The 20997-nt window shown below is 53.7% G+C and carries 18 protein-coding genes; 13 read left to right on the top strand and 5 right to left on the bottom strand.

What is annotated here, in order from left to right:
- Nucleotides 1–394: 394 nt before the first annotated feature.
- Nucleotides 395–1846: a PIN-like domain-containing protein gene (locus QWI16_RS05375; RefSeq protein WP_302711726.1), complete on the top strand. Its 1452-nt coding sequence runs from the start codon at nt 395–397 to the stop codon at nt 1844–1846.
- Between the two features lie 130 nt (nt 1847–1976).
- Here QWI16_RS05375 and QWI16_RS05370 read toward each other — a convergent pair whose 3' ends face one another.
- The gene (locus QWI16_RS05370; RefSeq protein WP_302711725.1) at nt 1977–2324 is read right to left on the bottom strand and encodes a hypothetical protein; all 348 of its coding nucleotides are present in this window, start codon (nt 2322–2324) and stop codon (nt 1977–1979) included.
- Between the two features lie 469 nt (nt 2325–2793).
- Here QWI16_RS05370 and QWI16_RS05365 point away from each other — a divergent pair, with 469 nt between their 5' ends.
- The gene (locus QWI16_RS05365; RefSeq protein ID WP_302711724.1) at nt 2794–3690 is read left to right on the top strand and encodes a hypothetical protein; all 897 of its coding nucleotides are present in this window, start codon (nt 2794–2796) and stop codon (nt 3688–3690) included.
- A 474-nt stretch (nt 3691–4164) separates the two neighbouring features.
- Here QWI16_RS05365 and QWI16_RS05360 read toward each other — a convergent pair whose 3' ends face one another.
- Nucleotides 4165–4323, bottom strand: a complete 159-nt coding sequence (locus tag QWI16_RS05360; RefSeq protein WP_302711723.1) for a hypothetical protein — start codon at nt 4321–4323, stop codon at nt 4165–4167.
- A 63-nt stretch (nt 4324–4386) separates the two neighbouring features.
- Between QWI16_RS05360 and QWI16_RS05355 the strand changes: the two genes are divergently transcribed.
- The 5 genes from QWI16_RS05355 to QWI16_RS05335 all read left to right on the top strand — a co-directional run bounded on the left by QWI16_RS05355 (nt 4387) and on the right by QWI16_RS05335 (nt 9027).
- Complete coding sequence (locus QWI16_RS05355; protein WP_302711722.1) at nt 4387–4629, top strand: CopG family ribbon-helix-helix protein; 243 nt, start codon at nt 4387–4389, stop codon at nt 4627–4629.
- On the top strand, nt 4619–4909 hold the full coding sequence (locus QWI16_RS05350; RefSeq protein WP_302711721.1) for a type II toxin-antitoxin system RelE/ParE family toxin: 291 nt from the start codon (nt 4619–4621) through the stop codon (nt 4907–4909). Before QWI16_RS05355 ends, QWI16_RS05350 begins: the two co-directional genes overlap by 11 nt.
- 506 nt (nt 4910–5415) lie before the next feature.
- The gene (locus QWI16_RS05345; protein WP_302711720.1) at nt 5416–6090 is read left to right on the top strand and encodes a hypothetical protein; all 675 of its coding nucleotides are present in this window, start codon (nt 5416–5418) and stop codon (nt 6088–6090) included.
- Nucleotides 6090–6995 (top strand): hypothetical protein, encoded by a 906-nt coding sequence (locus QWI16_RS05340; RefSeq protein WP_302711719.1) that lies wholly within the window; start codon nt 6090–6092, stop codon nt 6993–6995. Before QWI16_RS05345 ends, QWI16_RS05340 begins: the two co-directional genes overlap by 1 nt.
- Before the next feature lie 16 nt (nt 6996–7011).
- Nucleotides 7012–9027, top strand: coding sequence for a hypothetical protein (locus tag QWI16_RS05335; protein ID WP_302711718.1), 2016 nt, complete (start codon nt 7012–7014; stop codon nt 9025–9027).
- Nucleotides 9028–9442: 415 nt separating this feature from the next.
- Here the strand turns inward: QWI16_RS05335 and QWI16_RS05330 are convergent, their stop codons facing one another.
- The 3 genes from QWI16_RS05330 to QWI16_RS05320 are packed head-to-tail and all read right to left on the bottom strand — an operon-like array spanning nt 9443 to nt 14743.
- Complete coding sequence (locus QWI16_RS05330; protein WP_302711717.1) at nt 9443–11032, bottom strand: general secretion pathway protein GspF; 1590 nt, start codon at nt 11030–11032, stop codon at nt 9443–9445.
- Nucleotides 11033–11052: 20 nt separating this feature from the next.
- A complete protein-coding gene (locus QWI16_RS05325; RefSeq protein ID WP_302711716.1) occupies nt 11053–13530 on the bottom strand; it encodes a LamG domain-containing protein in 2478 nt (825 codons plus the stop codon).
- A 1-nt stretch (nt 13531) separates the two neighbouring features.
- Entirely contained in the window at nt 13532–14743 is a 1212-nt protein-coding gene (locus tag QWI16_RS05320; RefSeq protein WP_302711715.1) for a hypothetical protein, read from the bottom strand.
- A gap of 249 nt (nt 14744–14992) precedes the next feature.
- Between QWI16_RS05320 and QWI16_RS05315 the strand changes: the two genes are divergently transcribed.
- From QWI16_RS05315 to QWI16_RS05290, 6 genes are read left to right on the top strand one after another with little or no spacing between them, the layout of a single operon-like run.
- A complete protein-coding gene (locus tag QWI16_RS05315; protein WP_302711714.1) occupies nt 14993–17674 on the top strand; it encodes an HzsA-related protein in 2682 nt (893 codons plus the stop codon).
- Nucleotides 17674–18429: an outer membrane beta-barrel protein gene (locus tag QWI16_RS05310; RefSeq protein WP_302711713.1), complete on the top strand. Its 756-nt coding sequence runs from the start codon at nt 17674–17676 to the stop codon at nt 18427–18429. Before QWI16_RS05315 ends, QWI16_RS05310 begins: the two co-directional genes overlap by 1 nt.
- Entirely contained in the window at nt 18399–19037 is a 639-nt protein-coding gene (locus tag QWI16_RS05305; protein ID WP_302711712.1) for an outer membrane beta-barrel domain-containing protein, read from the top strand. The genes QWI16_RS05310 and QWI16_RS05305 overlap by 31 nt, the downstream gene beginning before the upstream one ends.
- A gap of 11 nt (nt 19038–19048) precedes the next feature.
- Nucleotides 19049–19540, top strand: coding sequence for a peroxiredoxin family protein (locus QWI16_RS05300; RefSeq protein WP_370659916.1), 492 nt, complete (start codon nt 19049–19051; stop codon nt 19538–19540).
- On the top strand, nt 19537–19749 hold the full coding sequence (locus QWI16_RS05295; protein ID WP_302711711.1) for a DUF4266 domain-containing protein: 213 nt from the start codon (nt 19537–19539) through the stop codon (nt 19747–19749). Before QWI16_RS05300 ends, QWI16_RS05295 begins: the two co-directional genes overlap by 4 nt.
- On the top strand, nt 19736–20875 hold the full coding sequence (locus QWI16_RS05290; protein WP_368045279.1) for a DUF3570 domain-containing protein: 1140 nt from the start codon (nt 19736–19738) through the stop codon (nt 20873–20875). The genes QWI16_RS05295 and QWI16_RS05290 overlap by 14 nt, the downstream gene beginning before the upstream one ends.
- Nucleotides 20876–20997: the final 122 nt, after the last annotated feature.

Below are 20997 nucleotides of genomic sequence, written 5' to 3'. Positions count from 1 at the left end.
CGTGGCACAGTAAACCACATAGCGCGTAGGGATATCGCAGGTTTCGCCCCCAGCAGCGGTGGCGCAGCACACCAACAGTCGCGATACCCAGATTGAGCCAGGTTGGAAGGTAAGATAAATAAGGGGCCCACCCGGATAGCCGCGTTACTTCTTTTCCCTTCCTTTCTGAATGCATTAATCTAGTGATACCAGTAACTGGTTGGATAACCATCAGGTTTATCGTTTAAAAGCCCAGCGTTCGGTTGAATCAAAATTCAAGGCCTGACACAGGTGATGTATTCTTTATATAACACTACTTTTCAATTCCTAAGTTATATTGTTGATTTTCTTTACTTTGAAGTCCGTGGGCTTTTCTCGTAGAAGAAGTCTTTTTAGAAGACGTTGGGGAGTATAAATGCTTGAAACTTTACTAAAGATACATAGAGATTCTTCTGAGTTAGATTTTCAAGAAATATGGAAAAATGCGACCTTCGTATTTGATGCAAATGTGCTACTGGATTTTTATCGACTTCCACAAAAATCGAAAGATGCGCTAATAAAGATACTAAAGAGTAAAGAGATAAAAAATAGGATTTGGATTCCAAATCAGGTTTTTATTGAATTTCTAAATAATAGAGTAGACGAAATAGGGGATCAAAAACAAAAATTTTCTAAGGTAAGAGAACAAATTGAGAAATCTTTGGAAGAATACGATGATGTATTTGAAAGGCTTGCGCAAGAACTAAATAAATTGCAGCTAAAGAAAAGACATTCTCTGATTAATCCAGATAAATTTTTAATTAAAGAAGATACTGATAAGGGTAAGCACTCTCTTAATAAATTCCTTGAAGAGCTAAATAGGCTGGATAAATTGCAGCCAGATGTCAATGATGAAGATCAAATAAAGAAAAATATTATTGACATATTTTACGATAAAATAGGTGATGGATTTTCGAAGGAAGAAATTGATGAAATATATTTTGAAGGGAAAATAAGATACGAGAATAGAGTTCCGCCAGGCTATAAAGATAGTGATAAATCAGGAGTTTATTCTATAGGAAAAATAGAATACCTTAGAAAATATGGAGATTTAGTAGTCTGGAAAGAAATACTTAGAAAAATAAATCAAGATGAGATAACCAATTTCCTATTTATAACCAGTGATCTGAAGGATGATTGGTGGAGAAAATCTAAAGGAAAAACGTTAGGGCCAAGGCGAGAGCTTCTTAACGAGGTGTATACGTGTTGCGAAAGCCTTCAAAACTTTTATATGTACGATACGGCAAATTTTTTAAAATATTCAGAGCAGTACTTAGGATTAGATATTGAGAAGAAATCTATTGATGAAACAATGGATTTCATGAATGCCAAGAGAACGGTTTATTATAAAAAAAGAAAAAAAGATTCAGTAAGAATTTCAAATATACTTAATGATATTCAAATTAACAGTGCAGGAGTTAAGTTGGGAGTTGGGGAGTCTATTATGGCTTTGCCGCCTCTGGATTTAAAGCATTCACAAGTATATTCGATTATTAATTCAATTATTGTAGTTCTATCAGAGTTCGGTCCTAGTAGTTATATTTCTTGCCAGTCCAACTATGGAGAGAAATCTTTAAAGCTAAGGTTTAGGAATTCTTATATGAGCAAAAACAGAAAAATTTCATTTGAAAATTATTTTGATAGAAAAGTTTCTATATCTGATATTCAGGATAATTTAACTCCTGTGATGGAGAAAGCTAAAGACAACAATATGTCGTTAAAAGTCGGCGGTAGTTCAAGGTCGGTAACTGTAACTCTATATCTATTTCCGAATTCGCACTTAACGTATTCTTGGGAAGAAAGTAACTTACAGTTTAATGATGATTAAATAGGAAAAGAGAGCCCCAAGAGAACAGTTTACTTAATTTAAGCCAAAGAGCATAGGGGTCAAGTCTTGAGTTGTGAATTTAAGGTCTCCCGCAAGCTCTTGCGGCAACCAGAAAGGCGCCCACTTACATTTAATTTTTATACGCCAAGGGCTTGTCGGAAAAATAATCCCCCATCCAGCCAAACAGTAAATCAACATTTACCTCAGACAAAGCCTTCCGCTGAAACTCGTCGCTGGCCTCTATATCCAGGCTGCCAAACTGATAGAGCAGCGTGCCTGGCTCTTTATCATGCAGAATCATCATAATGCGCTTGCGTGTGCGCAAGCAGTCGACCGTCATCACATCGGCGGGAATACCAGTATCACGCAAGCCACGACGCACCGCCACCACCGGATTAATGTGCTGATGGGCGTGTTGAATTTTTGTATGAGCCTCGGTGATTTGGTCGGATAAGATTTTTAAAGGGTCTTCAGACATGAAAGCTCCAGGCTATTTTTGCGCTTAAGCCTAACACGTTCTGGAATAGTTTTCTAAAACTGGGGGGGTACGGGATAAGATCCTGAACTGGCTACAAAGCACCGCTCTTGAATCCCCTTAGAGCCAGCCGAGCGGAAGCAAGCTGTGCTTGCTGGCCGGACGCTTAGCGACCGTAGGGGCTGGGTCTAGGGCACGCTCTCTTGGTGACTTCTGTAGCGCGACAGAGGGCGAATGACAAAAAAGAACCATACAATGGGTAGCTTGGGAGAGGGTAACTTAGTGCCACACACCCTAACCCGTCAAAGGTGAATCAAAGGCGAAAACCGCCGCTCGCAGGCCATTACCTTACACCGAATTCACAGTGCAAGACCTCGACCCCTGGGTGATCGCAAGCTAGCGGAAGCTTGCAAAGGAACTGGGTGACACATAGAATCCTGAAGATTAAAAATAACTTGGGGAAAATAAAAGAATGAAAAACAAAATTATTGCCGTTGCTTTCTTTTCCATAGCTTCTTTTTCTTGTAGTTCTTATGCGGATGTGCGGCTCTGGGTAAGTTCGGATACAATTGACGGTTCCATTGGCGGTAGAGCTGCACTTGACACGCATTGTGATACGGATAGTAATAAGCCCACTGTAGCAGGTAGCACAACACGTGCATTCATTAGTGTGGACGGCGCTGATGAAATTCGGGATATGGCCACCAACTATTCGATACCAACCGCTGAGCCGATTCTCCGCTCCGATGGCGTTACCCAGATCGCTTCTGACTTCCAGGCACTGCTAAACACTGGCGTCACCAATCTGGATAATAGTGTGGGAACACCAACGTTAGTCTGGACGGCCTCATCGAACGATGGTGCCGTCACGGCCAACAGCTGTGTAGGCTGGACAGCGACAGGCATGAATTTAGCCACCCGCGGTGATGGAAACTCCACTAGTATTTCCTATCTCGATGTCTCCTCTCCCAGCGCTTGCATCAACACTTTTTCAACCTACTGTATTACCTATACCTCAACAGCAACGGTTGGCGGCACTGTGTCCGGTCTTTCAGGCAGTGTCACTTTGCAGAACAATGGGGCCGATGATCTTGTTGTTCTCGCAGACGGCCCTTTTGCCTTCTCGACCCCACTTCCCGTCGGAGCATCTTACGACGTGACCGTGCTATCGCAGCCCGTTGGCCAAAGCTGTAGCGTGAGTGGAGGCAATGGCACTGTTTCGGGTGGGGCCGTAACGTCCGTTTCAGTGACTTGCTCCGCGAGCGTTCCGTCGCGGGTAGCGCCTCTGCCAGTGTTCAGTATGCCTGGCTTGCTTTTACTGGCGAGTATTATGGCGGCACTAGGGGTGTACTATCGTCGCGGGCGTTAAGACATCAATGGCCTGAGCTGGAGGTTTATAACCTAGTGGCGAAATAGCGCTGCAGATCTCCGGCAGCTTTGAAGTAAGTTGATGTAATGTTACTTAATTCAATGGGCTGGCGACAAAGCACCGCTTGTAAATCCCCTTAGAACCAGCCGAGCGGAAGTCTATTTTAGGGGGTAAGCAAACAGGAGGTTTGCGCAAGTCTCGTCAGGCCAGGGAAGGCCTGTCGAGACGGCCCCCTAAAATCGACTGTAGCGAGGGGACCCGAAGGGCTGGGTCTCGGGGGGACGGTTTTTGGTAACTTTTTACCGTTAAAAAGTTACTCGCCTTTAGGCGAAATAACCCGCCGGGCGGCGAAAATCACACCGGATTCCCAATCACCCCATCACAAATCGGCGACTAAACCACGGACCGCAAAAACCCATTCGCAGAACGAATGCCCTCCCGGCCCTGACAGACTTTAAACAGTCGAAAAAATTCTTAGCGGCTGGGGCTAATCATACGGCGAAGCCCCGCCTCCTGCATACCCAGCGCCTCGGCGACTTCAGCAAAAACCCGAGTCCCGTTGAGGTAATCGCGAAGCAGGGCGGTGCCGACAACAATATCGCCTTCCAGATACGACCCAAGCGCTTCCGACAAAAGCCCCTTGCGAAAATCAGATGTGCTAAAGTGTACACAATGTACACTTGATAAGGTATTGCCATGTCTACCACTATGACTATCCGCCTAGAGCCAGAGTTAAAGCAGCGACTAGACCAGCTCGCGGCGGCCACCCACCGCTCTAAATCCTTTCTTGCAGCTGAAGCTCTTCGCGATTTCATCGAGCTAAATGAATGGCAAATTCAAGAGATCAAAGAGGCAGTTAAAGAGGCTGATAATGGCGACTTCGCTAATGACCAGGAGGTAAGTAAGACGTTTGCTAAGTGGGATGTAAATGCAGGTTAAGTGGCTTCACAAAGCACTTCAGAACCTCAATGACGAAGCCGAATATATTGCAAAGGATAATCCGGCAGCAGCCAGGCTCGTTGTACAGCGAGTTTTTGATGCCGTTAATTTATTGCCAGCCAACCCAGCAATGGGTAACCCAGGGCGTATTTACGGCACCCGCGAGCTAGTCGTACCCGGCACACGCTACGTCATCCCCTACCGAGTGAGGCCGAGACTAAACCGCATTGAGATACTTCGCGTTTTTCATACCTCCCGACGGCTACCAAAGTATTGGTAAGCGCCTTCGGTATCTCCGGGACAGACTTTGGGGGCCTGGAGGCAGGGCTACTAACGGCGCTACGCTAAATGCAGCACTTTGGGTCGCCGTCAGCGATGCCCTACCCATAGAAATAAAGGTCTTCCGTACGTTGGCAACAGGTCTACTGAAATAGCCGACAGAGAAATGCCCCTGCCGGTTGCCAACCTCGTCTCGCCGTGGCACAGTAAGTCACATAGCGAGTAAGGCTTATCAGCGGTACAGCCCGCTTGCCAGAAGCAAGCTTAGAGGAGTCAGATTGAACCAGTCAGGAAGGTTAGATAATAACGGGGCCGACCCGCGTACAAGCGGTAACTCTTTTTCCTTCCCTTCTGAAGATCTCAATCAAGTGCGCCAATACTGGTCAACTATTAAATTTATGTCGAAAGGGTCTGGGGCAGGGCAATCTATATTTCAAGAGGGTATCTGATCCCGACGACCCAAAATATCGTAATGGGCAGCTTATCCAAACAACTAAGCAATTGAAAATGAAAAGAAAAAAATTCTTTAGCGTGATGCTATTTATTACTCTGACGGGTGGATGCTGGATTCCAGCATTTGGTCAGGACTACCAAATCCAAGGGTTTCATGAAAGCCTATCGGAACAGGTGGAGGTGTCTGGCGGCATACTTATTGGCTATCAATTTGAAGGGCAGTCCAGCAATCCCAAACTTGAGGATCTTTATCTGGCTCGTCCGGAGGGAATAGAAACGCTTCATCTACAAATTCGTTCAATTGACGGAGTTTACAGTGCTGAAATGGAAGTGACGTTCACCGGAAATGGTGCTCAATGGCAAAAATTGACTGTCCCCTCAAAGTATCAGGAGTCATTGAAGAAATACAATAAGAACGAACTAGTTGTATATGCTTACGATGAAGTTGAAGATTCTAGAAACAAAAGAAAAAGATATCACCGAGTCATACCCTCTTCATGGGGGAAACCTCAACTCAAAGAGTTGAAAGGTAGCCTATATGTCAATAGTGCGGCACCGATAGCTAAATACACAGCTACGTCTGGTAGTGTCTTTTGTGAAGGTGTCGAGTCCGAAGCAAGAGTCGCTTTTAACAAACGGTGTAAAATAATTGATGCTTTAGCTTCCGGAGATAATCTAATTGTTATGAGTACAGGTCGTAACAAAAAATATATAATCTGGCTTCCATAATGAAGAAAAAACTGAAAACCGCTATCAGATACTTGGAGCTTGATCGCTTACATAAATCTACAATTATTCTCATCATATTCTTTATTTCTGTCATGGCAGCGTTCACTGTACTTTTCATAATGGCAGTAGTTGGAAAAGTAAGCGAAGACGCTAAGTACTCAATTTTAGTCGAGTCAGAAAGCTATACCTATTATCCGTCTAATAATAATGCGTCGGGAGTTCTGTTGAAAGCTTACAAGTTATCAGAACATTGTGGGGATTCATTTTCAGAATGGGCAGAAAGTGAAAGCGTACTGGTGTTCGACCCAGGTTCGACCGTCAGTATAACTAGATTTGGATCGTCAGATATACGAATTGACGTACAGGGAGAGAATTTCTCCAAATCAGGAGGAAAACTAAATGATTCTCCGTTAGGGGTATGTACGTCGTTTGTACTGTCTCTGAATGAAACGAATTCCGTCTTTACAATGAATCTTTATGGCGATATAAAAATAGGGCGCAATGTCTCAGATGCTAGCGATGCATACTTTCCGTTATTGTTATCTGGTCACGTAGTAATACAAGAAAGGTCCATATTGACCGAGTCAGAGTTTCAGCATACCCCAATTGACCTCCAAAGAGGAGACTTGGTGACCATGTCGGGGCAAGATCGCCCAGCGAGAGGAATCCTGAGAGCCACCAAAGATGAAAGCGGCCTAGAGGGAGTGGTTGTAGTTGAGGGGGGCGAGGTATTTGCACAAAGTTATCGATCTGCCGCTAGAAATATCAAAATTAGTTTTTTAAATAGGCTATCTGATGATAATGAGCTTGCAATTAGTCTATCTGCGTTGTTTTTACTTGCTCAATTTTTCGGCGTGATAATAACGTTCTTACTGCGGTTGAAAGTAATTAATTTGGCAGAATAGAAAAAGGATTTAAGAAATGAGTAAATGGCATGATCACGTGGAACTTATAAAGAACTTAGGGATTGCTCTATTTTTTTTTACTTTTATCTCCTTTGCCCAAGCGACAGATGTTGTTATTGAAACTGACTTTCAATCAGGAAGAGGAATTCTTAGAGAGGTAGGAGGAAACTGCTTTGTCTACACACCTAAGCATGTTGTCGAGAATGCAGATGGTATTTATGTAAGCTCTCCACACGAGCGTGATGTTAACGGAAGTTTTTTAACTTCTTACCCTCAAGACTTGGCGCTTATATTGCTGCCGAGCGACTACACAAAAATGTGTCGGGACTCATCGTGGAAAGATGGTGGTAAGAGAGTTAATACACTGCTTTCAGCAAGCCAAGAAGCCACCTTGAGCTTTCGCAAGAAAAGCGGGTCCTTAACTGAGTTTGACCTAAGAATCGTAAATAAAGATCTTCACACATACTTCGATGTGGCTCTTTCTGACTCTAGCAAAGAAATAATTCAGGGGATGAGTGGCAGTATCGTATACATTGGAAGTTACCCACTTGGAATGTTGGTGTCGGTCTCTGATGGTGTTGGGCGAGTTTTAAGGATGGATTCAATATCCGATATAACAAAATCGGTTATGGATGGATATTCGTCGGAAATAGAAAAGCATATTGAAGCTTCAGGCGACCCAAATGCGTTTAGTGAAGAGAAACGTAAGATTTCAAAAAATAAAATCCAAATGAAAAATAATGATACAAATACTTTTGAAGGAGAAATAACTGAGGGTCAAGAAAAAAGCATACCCATTATTGTAACGGGAAATACAGCTTTTCGTCTACGAAGCAAAAAACAAAACCAAGGGCTTAGGGTGGAGGTGGAGTTCATAGCGCCTAATGGAAAAGTGATAAAGGACGACACCCTGTACACTGGCGATAAAGATTATTCATTGGGTTACGGTGCGGCATCAGAGGGCGAGTATACTCTTCGTATTACGGGTGTGACCGGTGATTATGGGACATATGATTTTCAGTGGGAAACAATAGCGACGCCTGAACAATTGCTCGGTGAAGTCAATATCTTAGGGCATGGCGATACTGTTAATGGATTTTTATCTGAAGATACTTATGCCGAATATACGGTTGTAGCCACAGGAAACACGGCCTTTCGTTTGAAAAGTAAAAAGCAAAACCAAGGGCTTCGGGTGGAGGTGGAATTTATAGCGCCCAATGGAAAAGTGATAAAGGATGACACCCTGTACACTGGCGATAAAGATTATTCATTGGGTTATGGTTCGGTATCAGAGGGTGAGTATACCCTTCGTATTACGGGTGTAACCGGTGATTATGGTACATATAATTTTCAGTGGGAAATAATAGCGACGCCTGAACAACTGCTCGGCGAAGCCAATGTCTTAGGCCATGGAGATGTTGTTAATGGATTTGTATCTGAAGATACTTATGCTGAGTATGCGGTTATAGTCAAAGGAAATACGGCTTTTCGTTTGAAAAGTAAAAAACAAAGCCAAGGACTTCGGGTTGGGGTGGAATTTATAGCGCCCAATGGAAAAGTGATAAAGGATGACACGCTGTACACTGGCGATAAAGATTATTCATTGGGTTACGGTGCGGCATCAGAGGGCGAGTATACTCTTCGTATTACGGGTGTGACCGGTGATTATGGTACATATAATTTTCAGTGGGAAACAATAGCGACGCCTGAACAATTGCTCGGTGAAGCCAATGTCTTAGGGCGGGGGGACACAGTAAAGGGTTTTTTGTCCGAAGATACTTATGCGGAATATAAGATCGAAGTTGCTGGAAACTCAGCCTTTCGTTTACTGAGCAAAAAACAAAATTTAGGAATTCGGGTTGAAGTTGAGTTTATTGCTCCCGACGGGAGCATTATAGAAGACGATACCGTATATACAGGAAGAAAAGATTATACGTTGAGTTACACAGCCCCAATGACGGGAACTTATACCCTGCGTATTACCGGAGTAACAGGTGATTATGGTGCTTATAAGTTCTCAATTGATAGTTAGATACTTAAAAACCTAAAGTTGTAAGGGTCGGAGCACAGCTTTATGGCTTATGAAAAAATATAGGAATTCTGGAGAATTCTGGGGACAGTTTACTTAATTCAATCTGGACCTTAGTTGTGCTACAAAGCACTACTCTTTAATCCCCATAGATCCAGCCGAGTGGAGGTCTATTTTAGTGGGTAAGCAAACAGGACGTTTGCGCAAGTATCGTCAGGCCAGGGAGGGCCTGTCGATACGGCCCTCTAAAATAGACCGGAGCGAGGGAAGCCGAAGGCCGGGATCTCTGGGGGCGCTCTCTTGGTTACTTCTGTAGCGTGACAGAAGTAACTCGCCCGTAAGGGCGAAACCCTTTCCCTACCGCTGAAAGACGAATCAAAAGCGTCAAAGACGCAATCCGCCGCCGGCAGGCAAAAACCTAAACCGGATTCCCAATCACCCCATCACAAATCGGCATCATCGCCGTCAGCCGATCCATCAAACTCGCATTGCCCAACCCATGCTGGGGAAACAGCGTCGGAAACAAATTCTGCTCACCGTGCAGCGCCATGTAATTGAGCACCAGCGTTTCCACCAGCAAATTTACGTTATTGGCGGCCGGGCTGGAGGCGGTTTCGACATCGCCGCTGGAGCGCATATAACCCAGCTGCTGGTGAATGGCCTGCTCTTCCAATGAGCCGCCGACAATACCCGGGCGACCATTGGGGTTGTAGACCAAAAAGAAGCTGGCGGCGGTTTGCTGGTTATCGCCGGTCCAGACGCCTTTGCCGCGACCTTCGGCGGAGTTGTCCAGCATACCGTTGGAGAAGACCGAGCCGTCGGAAAACACATACACCATAATCGGCACGCCCACGCGGGCGGCGTATTCCAGGCAGGCGCCAATGCAGCGCCCGGCGCGCAGGTCGCGAATCTCGCCGGTGGAGCGGTCGCCGGTGTGATAGTCGTAACCGCCCATGGTAATGGTGCCGGCGCCGGCGTAGCCGTTCACCACCAGTTTCATTACCGAGGCGGCCTTGCGGAACTCGCCGTCGGAGTCGAATTCGTCAAAGCTGAAAATACCGGCGGGGCCGACAATGTCCGGGTCGGCCACAGGATCAATGGCGGCGGGGTTGCCGAAGCGGTCGGCCAGGTCCGCGCTCTTCACATAGCCGCAGCGCATCAGGTCTTTTAGTACCGCATCGCGGGCGCTGCCGGTGTTTACCGCGCCCAGTTTGGCGTTGCTGATGCGGTACATGGATTCCATCACCGCAACCGTGTCCGACTGGCTGAGCAAGCCCACCAGATCGCCTACATCCACAAGGCCAGAGACATCGCTGGGGCGGTCCACCTTGGTGGGGCGCACCTCGGGGTTGAAGAGCATGCTCGGGGCCAGGGAGTTGCCGCCCGAGTCGCTGGCGCGCGAGCCGATCAGCGCCAGCAGCGAGCCGTTGGCGCCCACCCGGTTAATGCCGTACATGGGGTTGTGGGGGTTGTTGCCCGTGTCGTTTTCCGAGCGGGCGGGAATCACCGCTCCGTTGATGCTGGCGGCGCGATCGGCGCCAATGCGCTCTAAAATCCCGCGCAGCATCTGGCTGTCGGAGTGAAAGGCGAGGCCCAGATCCTGATTGATAAAGGTGCCCTGCCCGCTCTGGGGCGTCATGTCCCCCGGCAGGCCCTGTTTGCTGTAACCGGCGGTGGACAGAAAATCCATTTGCCCGCCCGGGCCGCCCACCAGCACATTGGAGCCGGCGATATTGGCGCCGCCTGCCAAATCAAAACAGATAAACGGAATCTTGCCCGCACCCTGGGTAGCAATGCCGCAGGCCTCGCGCATGGCGGCCAAGTCCGACGAGAGCGCCGCCTCGGCTGAGCGCGGATTGGCAAACAGGCTGAACACACTGCCGCCCAGAACCGCCGCCGTGCCCTTTTGAAAGCCCTGGCAGATCAAATCGCGCCGCGTCACCGGCCGGCCGTGGTCGGTCAGCTTAAGGGGCGCATCCGGATGCAGGGGGTGTTTGCTTTTACGCATGGGTTGGCTCCGGTTTGATCCTAATGAACAAGCATAATCGCGCTGCCCATGGCGGCGGCGCAGGTGGCTTTGACGGTGGTGGCGGTGCGGCCGGCTTCGCAGTTGCCGCCGCAGGCGGTCATGGTGTCGATCAGGCCGTTGAGTTCGGCGCGCACCAGTGCCGGTGCCGGTTGGTTGTCGAGGGCGCTGCCCTCTACTTCACCGGCGACCAGCGCGCCGAGCAATGGGTCGATGATCTGCGCTCGCCCGGCGCCGCCAAAGGCACTGCTGGGGGCGGCGCTGAAGTTAAAGCCTGTGAAAAACTGCGAGCGCAGGGTGGTGTTGTCCACCAGCGCATTGCAGTAGGCCACCGCCAGCTGGGTAATGCCCATCTGCTGCGCGGCCAAAAACCCTTCCATTTGCGCCACCACAGGCAGCTGCTGTTCCACTTTTTGGTAGGTGGCCCGTACGCTTTCAGTGGCGCGGCTGACGCCGGTCATGGCCGCGAGGGAGGCGTCGATTTCGGCAAAGGTCTTGATGCCGATTTCGGGCTGATCGGCAATGTCCGCCGGTGGCTGGGGCGCGGGCGGCTCAGCCTCTACCCGCACAAACTCGTGCTCGCCGAGCCGGTCAAAGGTGAGGAAAAAGGTGTCCAGCTCGGCGCCCTGTTCCAGGCCGATCACGGCGCCCTGGCGCGAGAGATCCTGCTTGCCCTCGGCGTAGTCGGTGGCGGCAATTTCGGTGTCGAGCGCGGCGAACACCTGGCCGACGATGGCCTCGCGGCCGTTGATGCCGATGCGGATGCCCTCCAGCGGAACCGTGGGTATGGCTTCATCGCCGAGGCTGGCAAAGAAAGGCTCGCTGAACAGGTAGCTGAAGTCGTCAAACTGCTGTACCTGAAAGACGATGTAGGCCTGGCTCAGGCCGATGTGCTGGCTGATGTTAAACAGCAGGAAGTACTTTTGCCCCACGCCCACCTCGTAGTTGGCGGCGATGGCCTCCGGCGGCAGGGCGCGGTTGTGGATGGCCAAAAAGCGCAGGCTGCCGCGCCACAGGCGGTCGGAGGAGACCTCGTTACCCACCACCAGCGCGTAGCTGGAATCCCATTCGTTGAGGTTGCCGGGTTCGGTTTCATCCACATCGCCGGTGTATTCGCCGTTGACGTAAATGCGCCGGCCGTTAATGGGGTCAAAGGTGATCACTGCGTGCTGCAGGCTGGCCTGCAGGCGCTCGTCGGCGTCGGCCGTGGAGAGCGCGGGCATGCCGTTGCCATCGGTGGTGGAGCTTCTGTGAAAGAAGTCGTAGTTGTAGAGCGTCTGGCCCAGGGTGAAGTTGCGCACCTGGGTGCTGCCGGAGTAGCTGACGATGCGCGCCTCTTCCTGGGTGACGTTATCGGGAATCACCCAGGCCTCAATAGTGTACTCGCCGGTGGCGGTAATCAGGTCGAACAACTTGCGGCTGCTGGCGGTGGAAGCCTGGGCCTTGCCGTCGACGATGCGTAGGCCCCAGCTAGACATCCAGTCCACCTCGCCGCTGATGCTCAGGTCAGCGGCCGGCTCCACGCCGCTGGTGTCGTAGGCGACGCTGCCCTGGCCGGTTTTAAACTCGTACTTGGCAATTACATTGCTCTCAACCCGCCCGCCGGAGCTGGCGATGATGCCGTCGCCCAGTTGCAGGGCCTTGCTGATGACCAGGTCAGGGTCCACCTGAGTGACCGGCAGGCTCTCGACAAAGGCTTCAATGGCGGCTGCCATGGTGGCCGCGTCCGAGGCGCAGCTGCCGCTCCAGCAGTTGTGGCTCTCGAGCCCCAGGCGCTGCACCAGCCGCGAGTCGGCGGCGCTGTCCAGGCGGATGCGGCTGCGCGCCGCCTCGTAGGAAACCTGCACATCGTCGCTGCCGATGTAGGGTTGCTGCTGCAAAGGGGCGTCTTCGGCGTGGCAGGCGCTGCAGTACTGTGACAGCAGCGGGTAGACGGTGCTGGTAAAGGCGCCCGGGTCGGCGGTGAAGTTCTTGCTCTCGCCCACCTCTCTGTCCTCGGGCGGCAGAAGCACAATCTCGTTGGTGAGCGAGCCGGTGCTGCTGGCCCAGCTGGTGATATAGCCCTCGATAATGTCGGCGCAAGCGGTGGCGCTGGCCAGCCAGCAGTTGTGGCCACCGGCGACTTTGGTCACCAGGGTGGATAACTGGGGTGTGCCCAAGTCCACCAGAGGTGCGCCCGCACTATAGGCCTGGTTGATGTCGTCGGCGCGGACAAAACTCGGCAACTGGCCGCCGGTGCCGTGGCAGGCGCCGCAGCGCTCTTCCACCGCCAGGTTGTCCCAGATGTGCAGCTTGTAGAGCTGGATGTCTTCGGTTTGCGGGGCCGGGCCGTCGTAGCTGTTGCCCGGGTTGCCGCCGCCGTTGCCGGGGTTGACGTTGGGTGTGGTGGCCTCGCCGCTGTCGGAGCCGCAGCCGGCTATCAAGGTGGCGCCGGCCAGCGCGAGAATCAGAGAGCCGAGGTGGTGTTTGAGCGCCGCCATCTTATTCACCCTTGCAGTAGTCGGCGGTGTCGATAAACACCTGTTTAAGGTTATAGCCACTGGCCGCAAAGGCGCTGGTGGCACTGGCTACCAAGGCGCGGTCGGCGCTGTTGCCGGGCTTGCGCAGGCAGACTTTGGTAAAGACTTTTTCCACCTGGCAGCTGGCAAAGGCACCGGAGTGCGCCAGCTCCATCCCCAGGCTCTTGGCGCCAGCACCGCTGCCTTCGAGGCTCGGGTCCCACTGGAGTATGGCGTTGGGGCCAGCGCGCCAGTAGTTGTCCCACTGGTCATCGGGGGTGATGTAGCCGGGGGCGAAGGTGCCGGCGTTGATGTGGTATTTGGCCTCTACCCGGGTGCCGGTGGCCGGGTCGGTTTCGCCGGTGCCGTTGTAGTGGATAGCGCCAAACTCGGCGTCCGGGTCGGCGGCCATGTCGTATTCGTAATCGTAGTAGGCAAAGGCCTGGGCCATGGGGTCCATGCCCGCGTGGCAGCCGACGCAGTTGTTTAGGAACACCCGGCTGTCGCCGCCGGGGCTGCGGCTGACGTCCTGGCGAATGCGGTCGGGAATGCGGGTGGTGTCGTGTACCTGCTCCAGGTCGCGACACAAATGGTTGAGCAGGGTAAAGCGGAACATGGCGCGGTTGGTGCCCGCGTAAAAGAAGGCCTTGGCCCCGGCGCGGCTGGTCATCACGCCCGCGGTGGCCTCGCTGGGCAGCCCGGTCAGGCTGGACTGACTGCGCTCGGTGAGCGCATCTTTGAGCTCAACATCGGCGTCTTCCAGCGCTTGGTAGTGAGCGTTATTGGCATTGCTGTAGGCTGGCAGGCTGAGGTTGGCGGCGCCGGTATAGAGCACGTCGGCGTAGAGCAACTGGCGAAAGTCTTTTTCATCGCGCACCAGCCCCATCACCGTGGCCGTGTAGTCGTTGAGCGGGGCAAAGGGGGTAAAGTCGCGGTTGGTCCAGGGCGTGGCCATGGTTTTTAAGGTGGCGCGGTAGAAGCCGTCGTTGTCCATGGCCAGGCGCACGGCGGCCGCCACATCGCCCGAGTTGATATGGTCGGTCATGGTCAGCAAGACGGCCTCGCTGGGCGGCACGCCGGCCACGCGAGAATGGATTTGCAGCGCTTGCTCGCGCGCACCGGCCTGGGCCAGGGAAACGGACAGCGTCAGGCCGGCGCCAATGGCCAGCCCGACAAGACGTTGGTTAAGGGACATCCCCCGCGCTCCACGGTTATCATGATTGCTTGTATTCTGTGCGACTATTATAGGCCCATGGGGCAGGCCAGCCTGAGGGTTTGACGGGCGGGGGGGTGTCTACCCAATCACAAATCCGCCAAATATCCGGGGGTTTTGCCGATTTTGACGGCTAGAATAGGCCAGCCCCAGACAAAACAAAGAAATGCGCCCGCGCGGGCTTTGTTCGCGCCGGTCCACAGCAGCCACCAGCCAAGACGATTCAGGCCCATGAAACAGCCTTCCAGCACCGCCGCGTTTGAGTTCTCCCGCCTGTGGCTGGCCTGCGCCGCCGCTTTGGGCGTGGCCGGCTGTGGTGGCGGAGGCGGTGGGGGTTTGTCGGGCGGCGGCCAGGAGCCGGACCCGGTGGTGGTGGATCTGCCCATTGCCTATATTCAGCGCGCTTTGCCCCGCGACGAGGAGGGCGAGCTGCTGGCGCCCCAGGCGTTTGATCGCGATGGCTTTCTGCCCGGCGCCCGGCTGTTTATCAAAGACCGCGCCACTGACGATGCCCTGGCCACCAACATCAGCGACCGCGCCTTTGGCGAGGGCAGCGAGTACGATGTAAAGGACTTGAGCGCCCACCCGGACGGCGACCGTTTGCTGTTTGCCATGCGCGCGCCCGAGCTGGAGGATGTGGACGAGGACGAGCAGCCGAGCTGGAACATCTGGGAGTACAACCTGGCGCTGGACAGTCTGCGCCGGGTGATCGACTCCGACATTCTCGCCGAGCAAGCCGACGACATTAACCCGCGCTATCTGGCCGATGGCCGCATTGTCTTTGCCTCCACCCGCCAGGTGCGCAGCCGCGCTATTTTGCTGGACGACAACAAACCCCAGTACGCCGCCGAGAGTGAAAGTGGCGACGGCCCGGCCTTTGTACTCCACTCCATGAACGACGACGGCAGCGATATCCGCCAGCTCAGCTACAACCAGAGCCACGAGTGGGACCCGCTGCTGCTGGACGATGGCCGCGTGCTCTTTACCCGCGCTGACAACTACCGCAACAACCGTATCAGCTATTACACCATGCGGCCGGACGGCACCGACCTGCGCCTGCACTACGGGTACCACACGCGCCTGGACGACGAAAAGCCCTGGTTGTTTAACCCAGAGCTGCTGCCCGACGGCCGGCTAGTGGGCATTTACAAACCGCGCAATGATCTGCTCGGTGGTGACATGCTCGCCATCAACCACACCGACTATGTGGAGGACAACCGCGCCGTCACCTCCACCGAGGAAGAGACGCCGCTGCCCGAGGATGCGGCCCTGAACACCCTGACGGTGCTGCCGGTGGTGATTGACGGCGAGATCTCCCGTCACGGCGAATTCTCGGCCTTGACGCCTCTGTACGACGGTACCAACCGCCTGCTCGTGAGCTGGAGCCAGTGCCGCCTGATCGAGCCTGCCGATCCGGATGTTGAGGGCAGCGACGAGCGCTATGTGCCCTGCACCGACGAGTACATGGCCCAGGAGCTGGAAGCGGCGCCGCCGGTCTATGGTCTGTGGGTGTACAACCTGGACGACAACCTGCAGCAGCCGGTGATCGTCCCCGATGAAGACGTCTACTACACCGACATTGTCACCCTGGAACCGCGCGCTCCGGCCGAGTACCTGGCCCCCGAGGTGGATCAGGAGCTGGCCGCCGATGGCCTGGGTGTGCTGCACATCCGCAGTGTTTACGACCTGGACGGCGAGGACACCACCACCGCCGGCATTGAGAACCTGCGCGACCCGGCGCAGTTCAGCGCCGATGAGCGCCCCGCCCGCTTTTTGCGGTTGGTGAAGGCCGTATCTGAGCCGCCCAACGAGATTTTGAATTTTCCCGGCAGCGCCTTTGGCGCCAGCAGTGCCCAGCGCTTTAAAGAGATACTCGGTTACGTGCCCATCGAGCCCGATGGCTCGGTCAAAACCCTGGTGCCGGCGGATGTGGCCTTTACCGTCTCGGTGGTGGATGGCGCGGGGCGGCGCATTTCCGATCGGCACGAGCACTGGCTGCAGGTGCGCCCCGGCGAAACCTTTGAGTGCCAGGGCTGCCACGAAGACGGCTCCGCTATTCCTCATGGCCGCGCGGGTGCCGGGCCCGAGAGTATCAACGCCGGCGCGCCCACTACCGGCGTGCCCTTCCCCAACACCGAGCCCGCCCTGTTTGCCGATATGGGTGAAACCATGGCGGAGGTCTACGCCCGCATCGCCGGCATCCGCCGCCCGAGCGTGGACATTGTCTACGAGGATGAGTGGACCGACCCGGCGGTGCGCCCCAAGGACGCGCCACTTAGCTACGCCTACGCCGATGTGCCAGACGCCGAGCCGGCGCAGCTGCCCACCAGTGAGGCATGCCTGGCAAACTGGAACGCCGAGTGCCGGATTGTGGTGAACTACCCGGATCAAATTCAGCCGCTGTGGGACAAACCGCGGCTGGTGTTGGCCGAGGACGGCAGCATCGCCGCCGACAACACCTGCAGCAGCTGCCACAGCCCCGCCGATGTCGATGGCCTTGTGCAGATTCCGGCGGGGCAGTTAGACTTGACGGCAAGTGAGAATAATTCGCCGCATATCACCTCCTATCGCAACCTGCTCTTTACCCACAATGAGCTGGAAGTGGTGGATGGCGTATTGCAGGAAGTGCTGATTGAAAGCGGTGAGTTTGAAACCGATGAGGATGGCGAGTTGATACTGGACGAAGCGGGCAACCCCATTCCCATCCTGGTGACTGTGCCGGTATCGCGCACCATGTCGCCGGCCGGCGCCTGGGCCAGCGGCTCGTTTTTTGAAACGCTCAACAGCTTTGATGCCGAGCAGATGACCGTGGATCATCGCGGTCTGCTCAACGCCGCCGAGCAAAAACTCATCAGCGAGTGGCTGGACATCGGTGCCCAATACTATAACAACCCTTTTGATGTACCCGATTGATGCCAAGGCTGCCTAACCTCACGCTCTTGTTCCTCGCGGTGCTTTTGGCACTGCCGGCGCGCGCCGACTGGTTTGGGCCGGATGAGCCCCTGGTGGTCACGGTTAACAGCGCCTACATCGATGTGTACTCCGGCCCCGGCCGCGGCTACCCGATTTTTCATGCGCTCGAGCACGGCGAAACCATAACCCTGCTGAAAAGCCGCACCAGCTGGATCAAAATCGCCACGGATAAAGGCGTGGAGGGCTGGATCAAACGCGAGGCCATGGCCTCGACCCTGGACCCCAGCGGGCAGGTGCCGGACTTTACCGACGAGTACCGCTCCGATGCGGTGGTTGGCCGGTTCGAGCTGGGCGCGGGCTTCGGCGATTTTGGCGGGGCCGACTCAGTCACCGCCACGCTCGGCTACCGCTTTACCCGCAACCTGACTTTGGAGGCGCGCTACGCGCAGCAGGCGGGCAGTTTTTCCGACAGTGAAATCATCGCCGCCGGTTTGTTGCATCAACCGTTTCCCGAGTGGCGGGTGTCGCCGTTTTTAAGCGTGGGCGCGGGTATTATCAAGATTCAACCGAGCGCGACCTTGGTGGATACCGAGGACCGGGAAGACTCGGTGTTGCAGGCGAGCCTGGGCACTTACGTGTATTTGTCGCGGCGCTTTTTTATGCGCCTGGAGTACACCAATCACTACCTGCTGACAACGCGGGAAAACAACGACGAGGTTAACGAATGGCGAGTCGGCTTCAACGTATTTTTCTAGCCGCGCTGCTGGCGCTGCCGGGCCTTCTCTGGGCGCAGGAAGACGACCCGCTGGAGCCGATAGTGGGTGCGGATATTGAGCGCCGTGACATCAGCGAGGACATGCTCGATACCGAAAACTTTGAATTTGGTATCTACGGTGGCGTGCTGGGCATTGAAGACTTTGGCAGCAACTCGGTGATTGGCGCTAACCTCGCCTACCACATCACCGAGGACTTTTTTGTCGAGGCCATTTACGGTGTGAGCGAGGCCAATAAAACCAGCTACGAGCTATTGAGTGGCGCGGTCGAGCTGCTTACCGATGAAGAGCGCGAGTTCTCTTACTACGTACTTTCGCTCGGTTACAAAATCTTCCCCGGCCAGGTCTACTTTGGCTCGGGCACGGCGTTTAACACCCACTTTTACATTACCGCCGGCGGCGGCAACACCGAGTTTGCCAGCAACCGCTACGCCACCTACACCTTCGGCGCCGGCTACAAATTCTACGCCACCGATTGGTTTGCCCTGGATATCGGTATGCGCGATCACCTGTTTACTCACGAGCTGTTTGGCGAGTCTCGCCAAACCAATAACTTTGAAGGCCGCCTGGGCCTGTCCATTTTCTTTTAGGAGCCGCATTCATGCTTTTTTGGCGCAAGACCCTGATGTTTTTTGCCTTACTGGCCGCCACCGTTACCCTGCAGGTGCAGGCCGAGGAAACGGCGCCGGACTTTACTCTGAAAAGCACAACCGGCGATAACCTGCGCCTGGCTGAGCAGCGCGGCACCGTGGTGATGCTCAATTTCTGGGCCAGCTGGTGCGCTCCATGTCGCAAGGAAATGCCGCTGTTGGATGATCTCTTCCAGCGTTACCAGGACGCGGGCTTTGTGCTCTACGGCGTGAATGTGGAGTCGGATACCGCTGCTGCGGACAAGTTGCTAGAGGATATTCCGGTGAGCTTTCCGGTGCTCTACGATCCCACCAGTAAAGTCAGCAAGCTCTACGATGTGGACGCCATGCCGACCACCATTTTGATTGATCGCGACGGCAAGATTCGCTACGTTAATCGCGGCTATCGCAGTGGCGACGAAGAAAAGTACCGCACCCAAATCAAGGAGCTGATTCGCGAATGATCCGGCTGGCGCTTGTGTGTATGGGGTTGCTCTTGATGACGGGCTGCAGTCCGTGGGTAAAACCTTACGAGCGGGAAAACCTCGCCGATGAAATCATGAGCTTTGATCGCGACCCTATCGCCAGCACCTACCTGCATCACGTGTACGAAGCGCGCGAAGCGGCGCGCGGCGCCGATGGCGCCAGTGGGGGTGGCTGTGGCTGCAACTAAGCGCGTTATTTTTGCACTGGCAGCGCTTGCGCTGATGACCGTGGCGCGCGCCGAAGTACTCGCGCCCGACCGTTTGGATGTCATGTACCACAGCTACGATGGCGGCGGCGCCACCATCGACGGCCCCTCGATTCTGGTGCGCAAAAACATCGGCACCAATGTGGCGGTGTCCGCCAACTATTATGTGGATATGGTTTCCAGCGCCTCTATCGATGTGCTGGCCACCGCCAGCGAATACTCGGAAGAGCGCACCGAGTATTCTGTGGGCACCGAGTTTCTGCACGACCGCACGATCATCCGCGCGGGCTACACCAGCAGCGATGAAAACGACTACCAGGCACAGACCGGCAGCGTCAGTATCAGCCAGGCGTTTTTTGGCGATTTAACCACGTTGACCTTTGGTGTGAGCTACGGCGAGGATGTGGTGGGGCAAAACGGCAACCCCGAGTTTGAAGAGGAAGTGCGCCGCCGTCGCTACCAGGTGAACCTTTCGCAAATTCTCACCAAATCGCTGATCGCCGCCGTCAATGTAGAGTCCGCTGTCGATGAGGGTTTTCTCAACAACCCCTACCGCCAGGTGCGCTACCTGGACCCCAATGCCGCGCAAGGCTACAGTTACCAGCGTGAAATCTACCCCGAAACCCGCAACTCTGATGCCGCCAGCCTGCGCGCCATTTACTATCTACCTTACCGCGCCAGCCTGCGCGCCGATTACCGCTACTACGAAGACAGCTGGGGCATAGAGGCGGACAACTGGGAGCTGCGCTACACCCACCCCTGGGGCCAGCGCTGGCTGTTTGAACTCAAATACCGCAACTACCAGCAAAGCGCCGCGGATTTTTATTCAGACCTTTTCCCCTACCGCGATGCTCAAAATTTTATGGCGCGGGACAAAGAGCTGAGCGATTACACCTCCGATAACATTGGCCTGGGTATCACCTACAATGTGCCGGAAAAATGGCTGTGGGTTTTTGAGAAAAGCACTGTCAACCTCTACTGGGATCACTTTCAGTTTGATTACCAGAGCTTTCGCAATGTACTCGACACCGAGGCCGCGCCGGGCGAGGAGCCCTTCTATAATTTTGATGCCAATGTGATACGGTTTTATTTTTCGTTTTGGTATTGATACAAAAGGACCCCGCAAAGGCGACGAAGCGATGCCATTTTTCCTGGTTTCAAAAAGGAGTTGATTAAGCCATTGTGCTCAATGGCCCACCCCGCTTTGAGATTTGTGGCATGCGCTTAGCC

This window comes from Gilvimarinus algae, from assembly GCF_030518215.1.
Classification (GTDB): Bacteria; Pseudomonadota; Gammaproteobacteria; order Pseudomonadales; family Cellvibrionaceae; genus Gilvimarinus; species Gilvimarinus algae.
The sequence above is the reverse complement of the archived record's forward strand: the minus strand, read 5'-3'. Positions and strand labels throughout refer to the sequence as shown.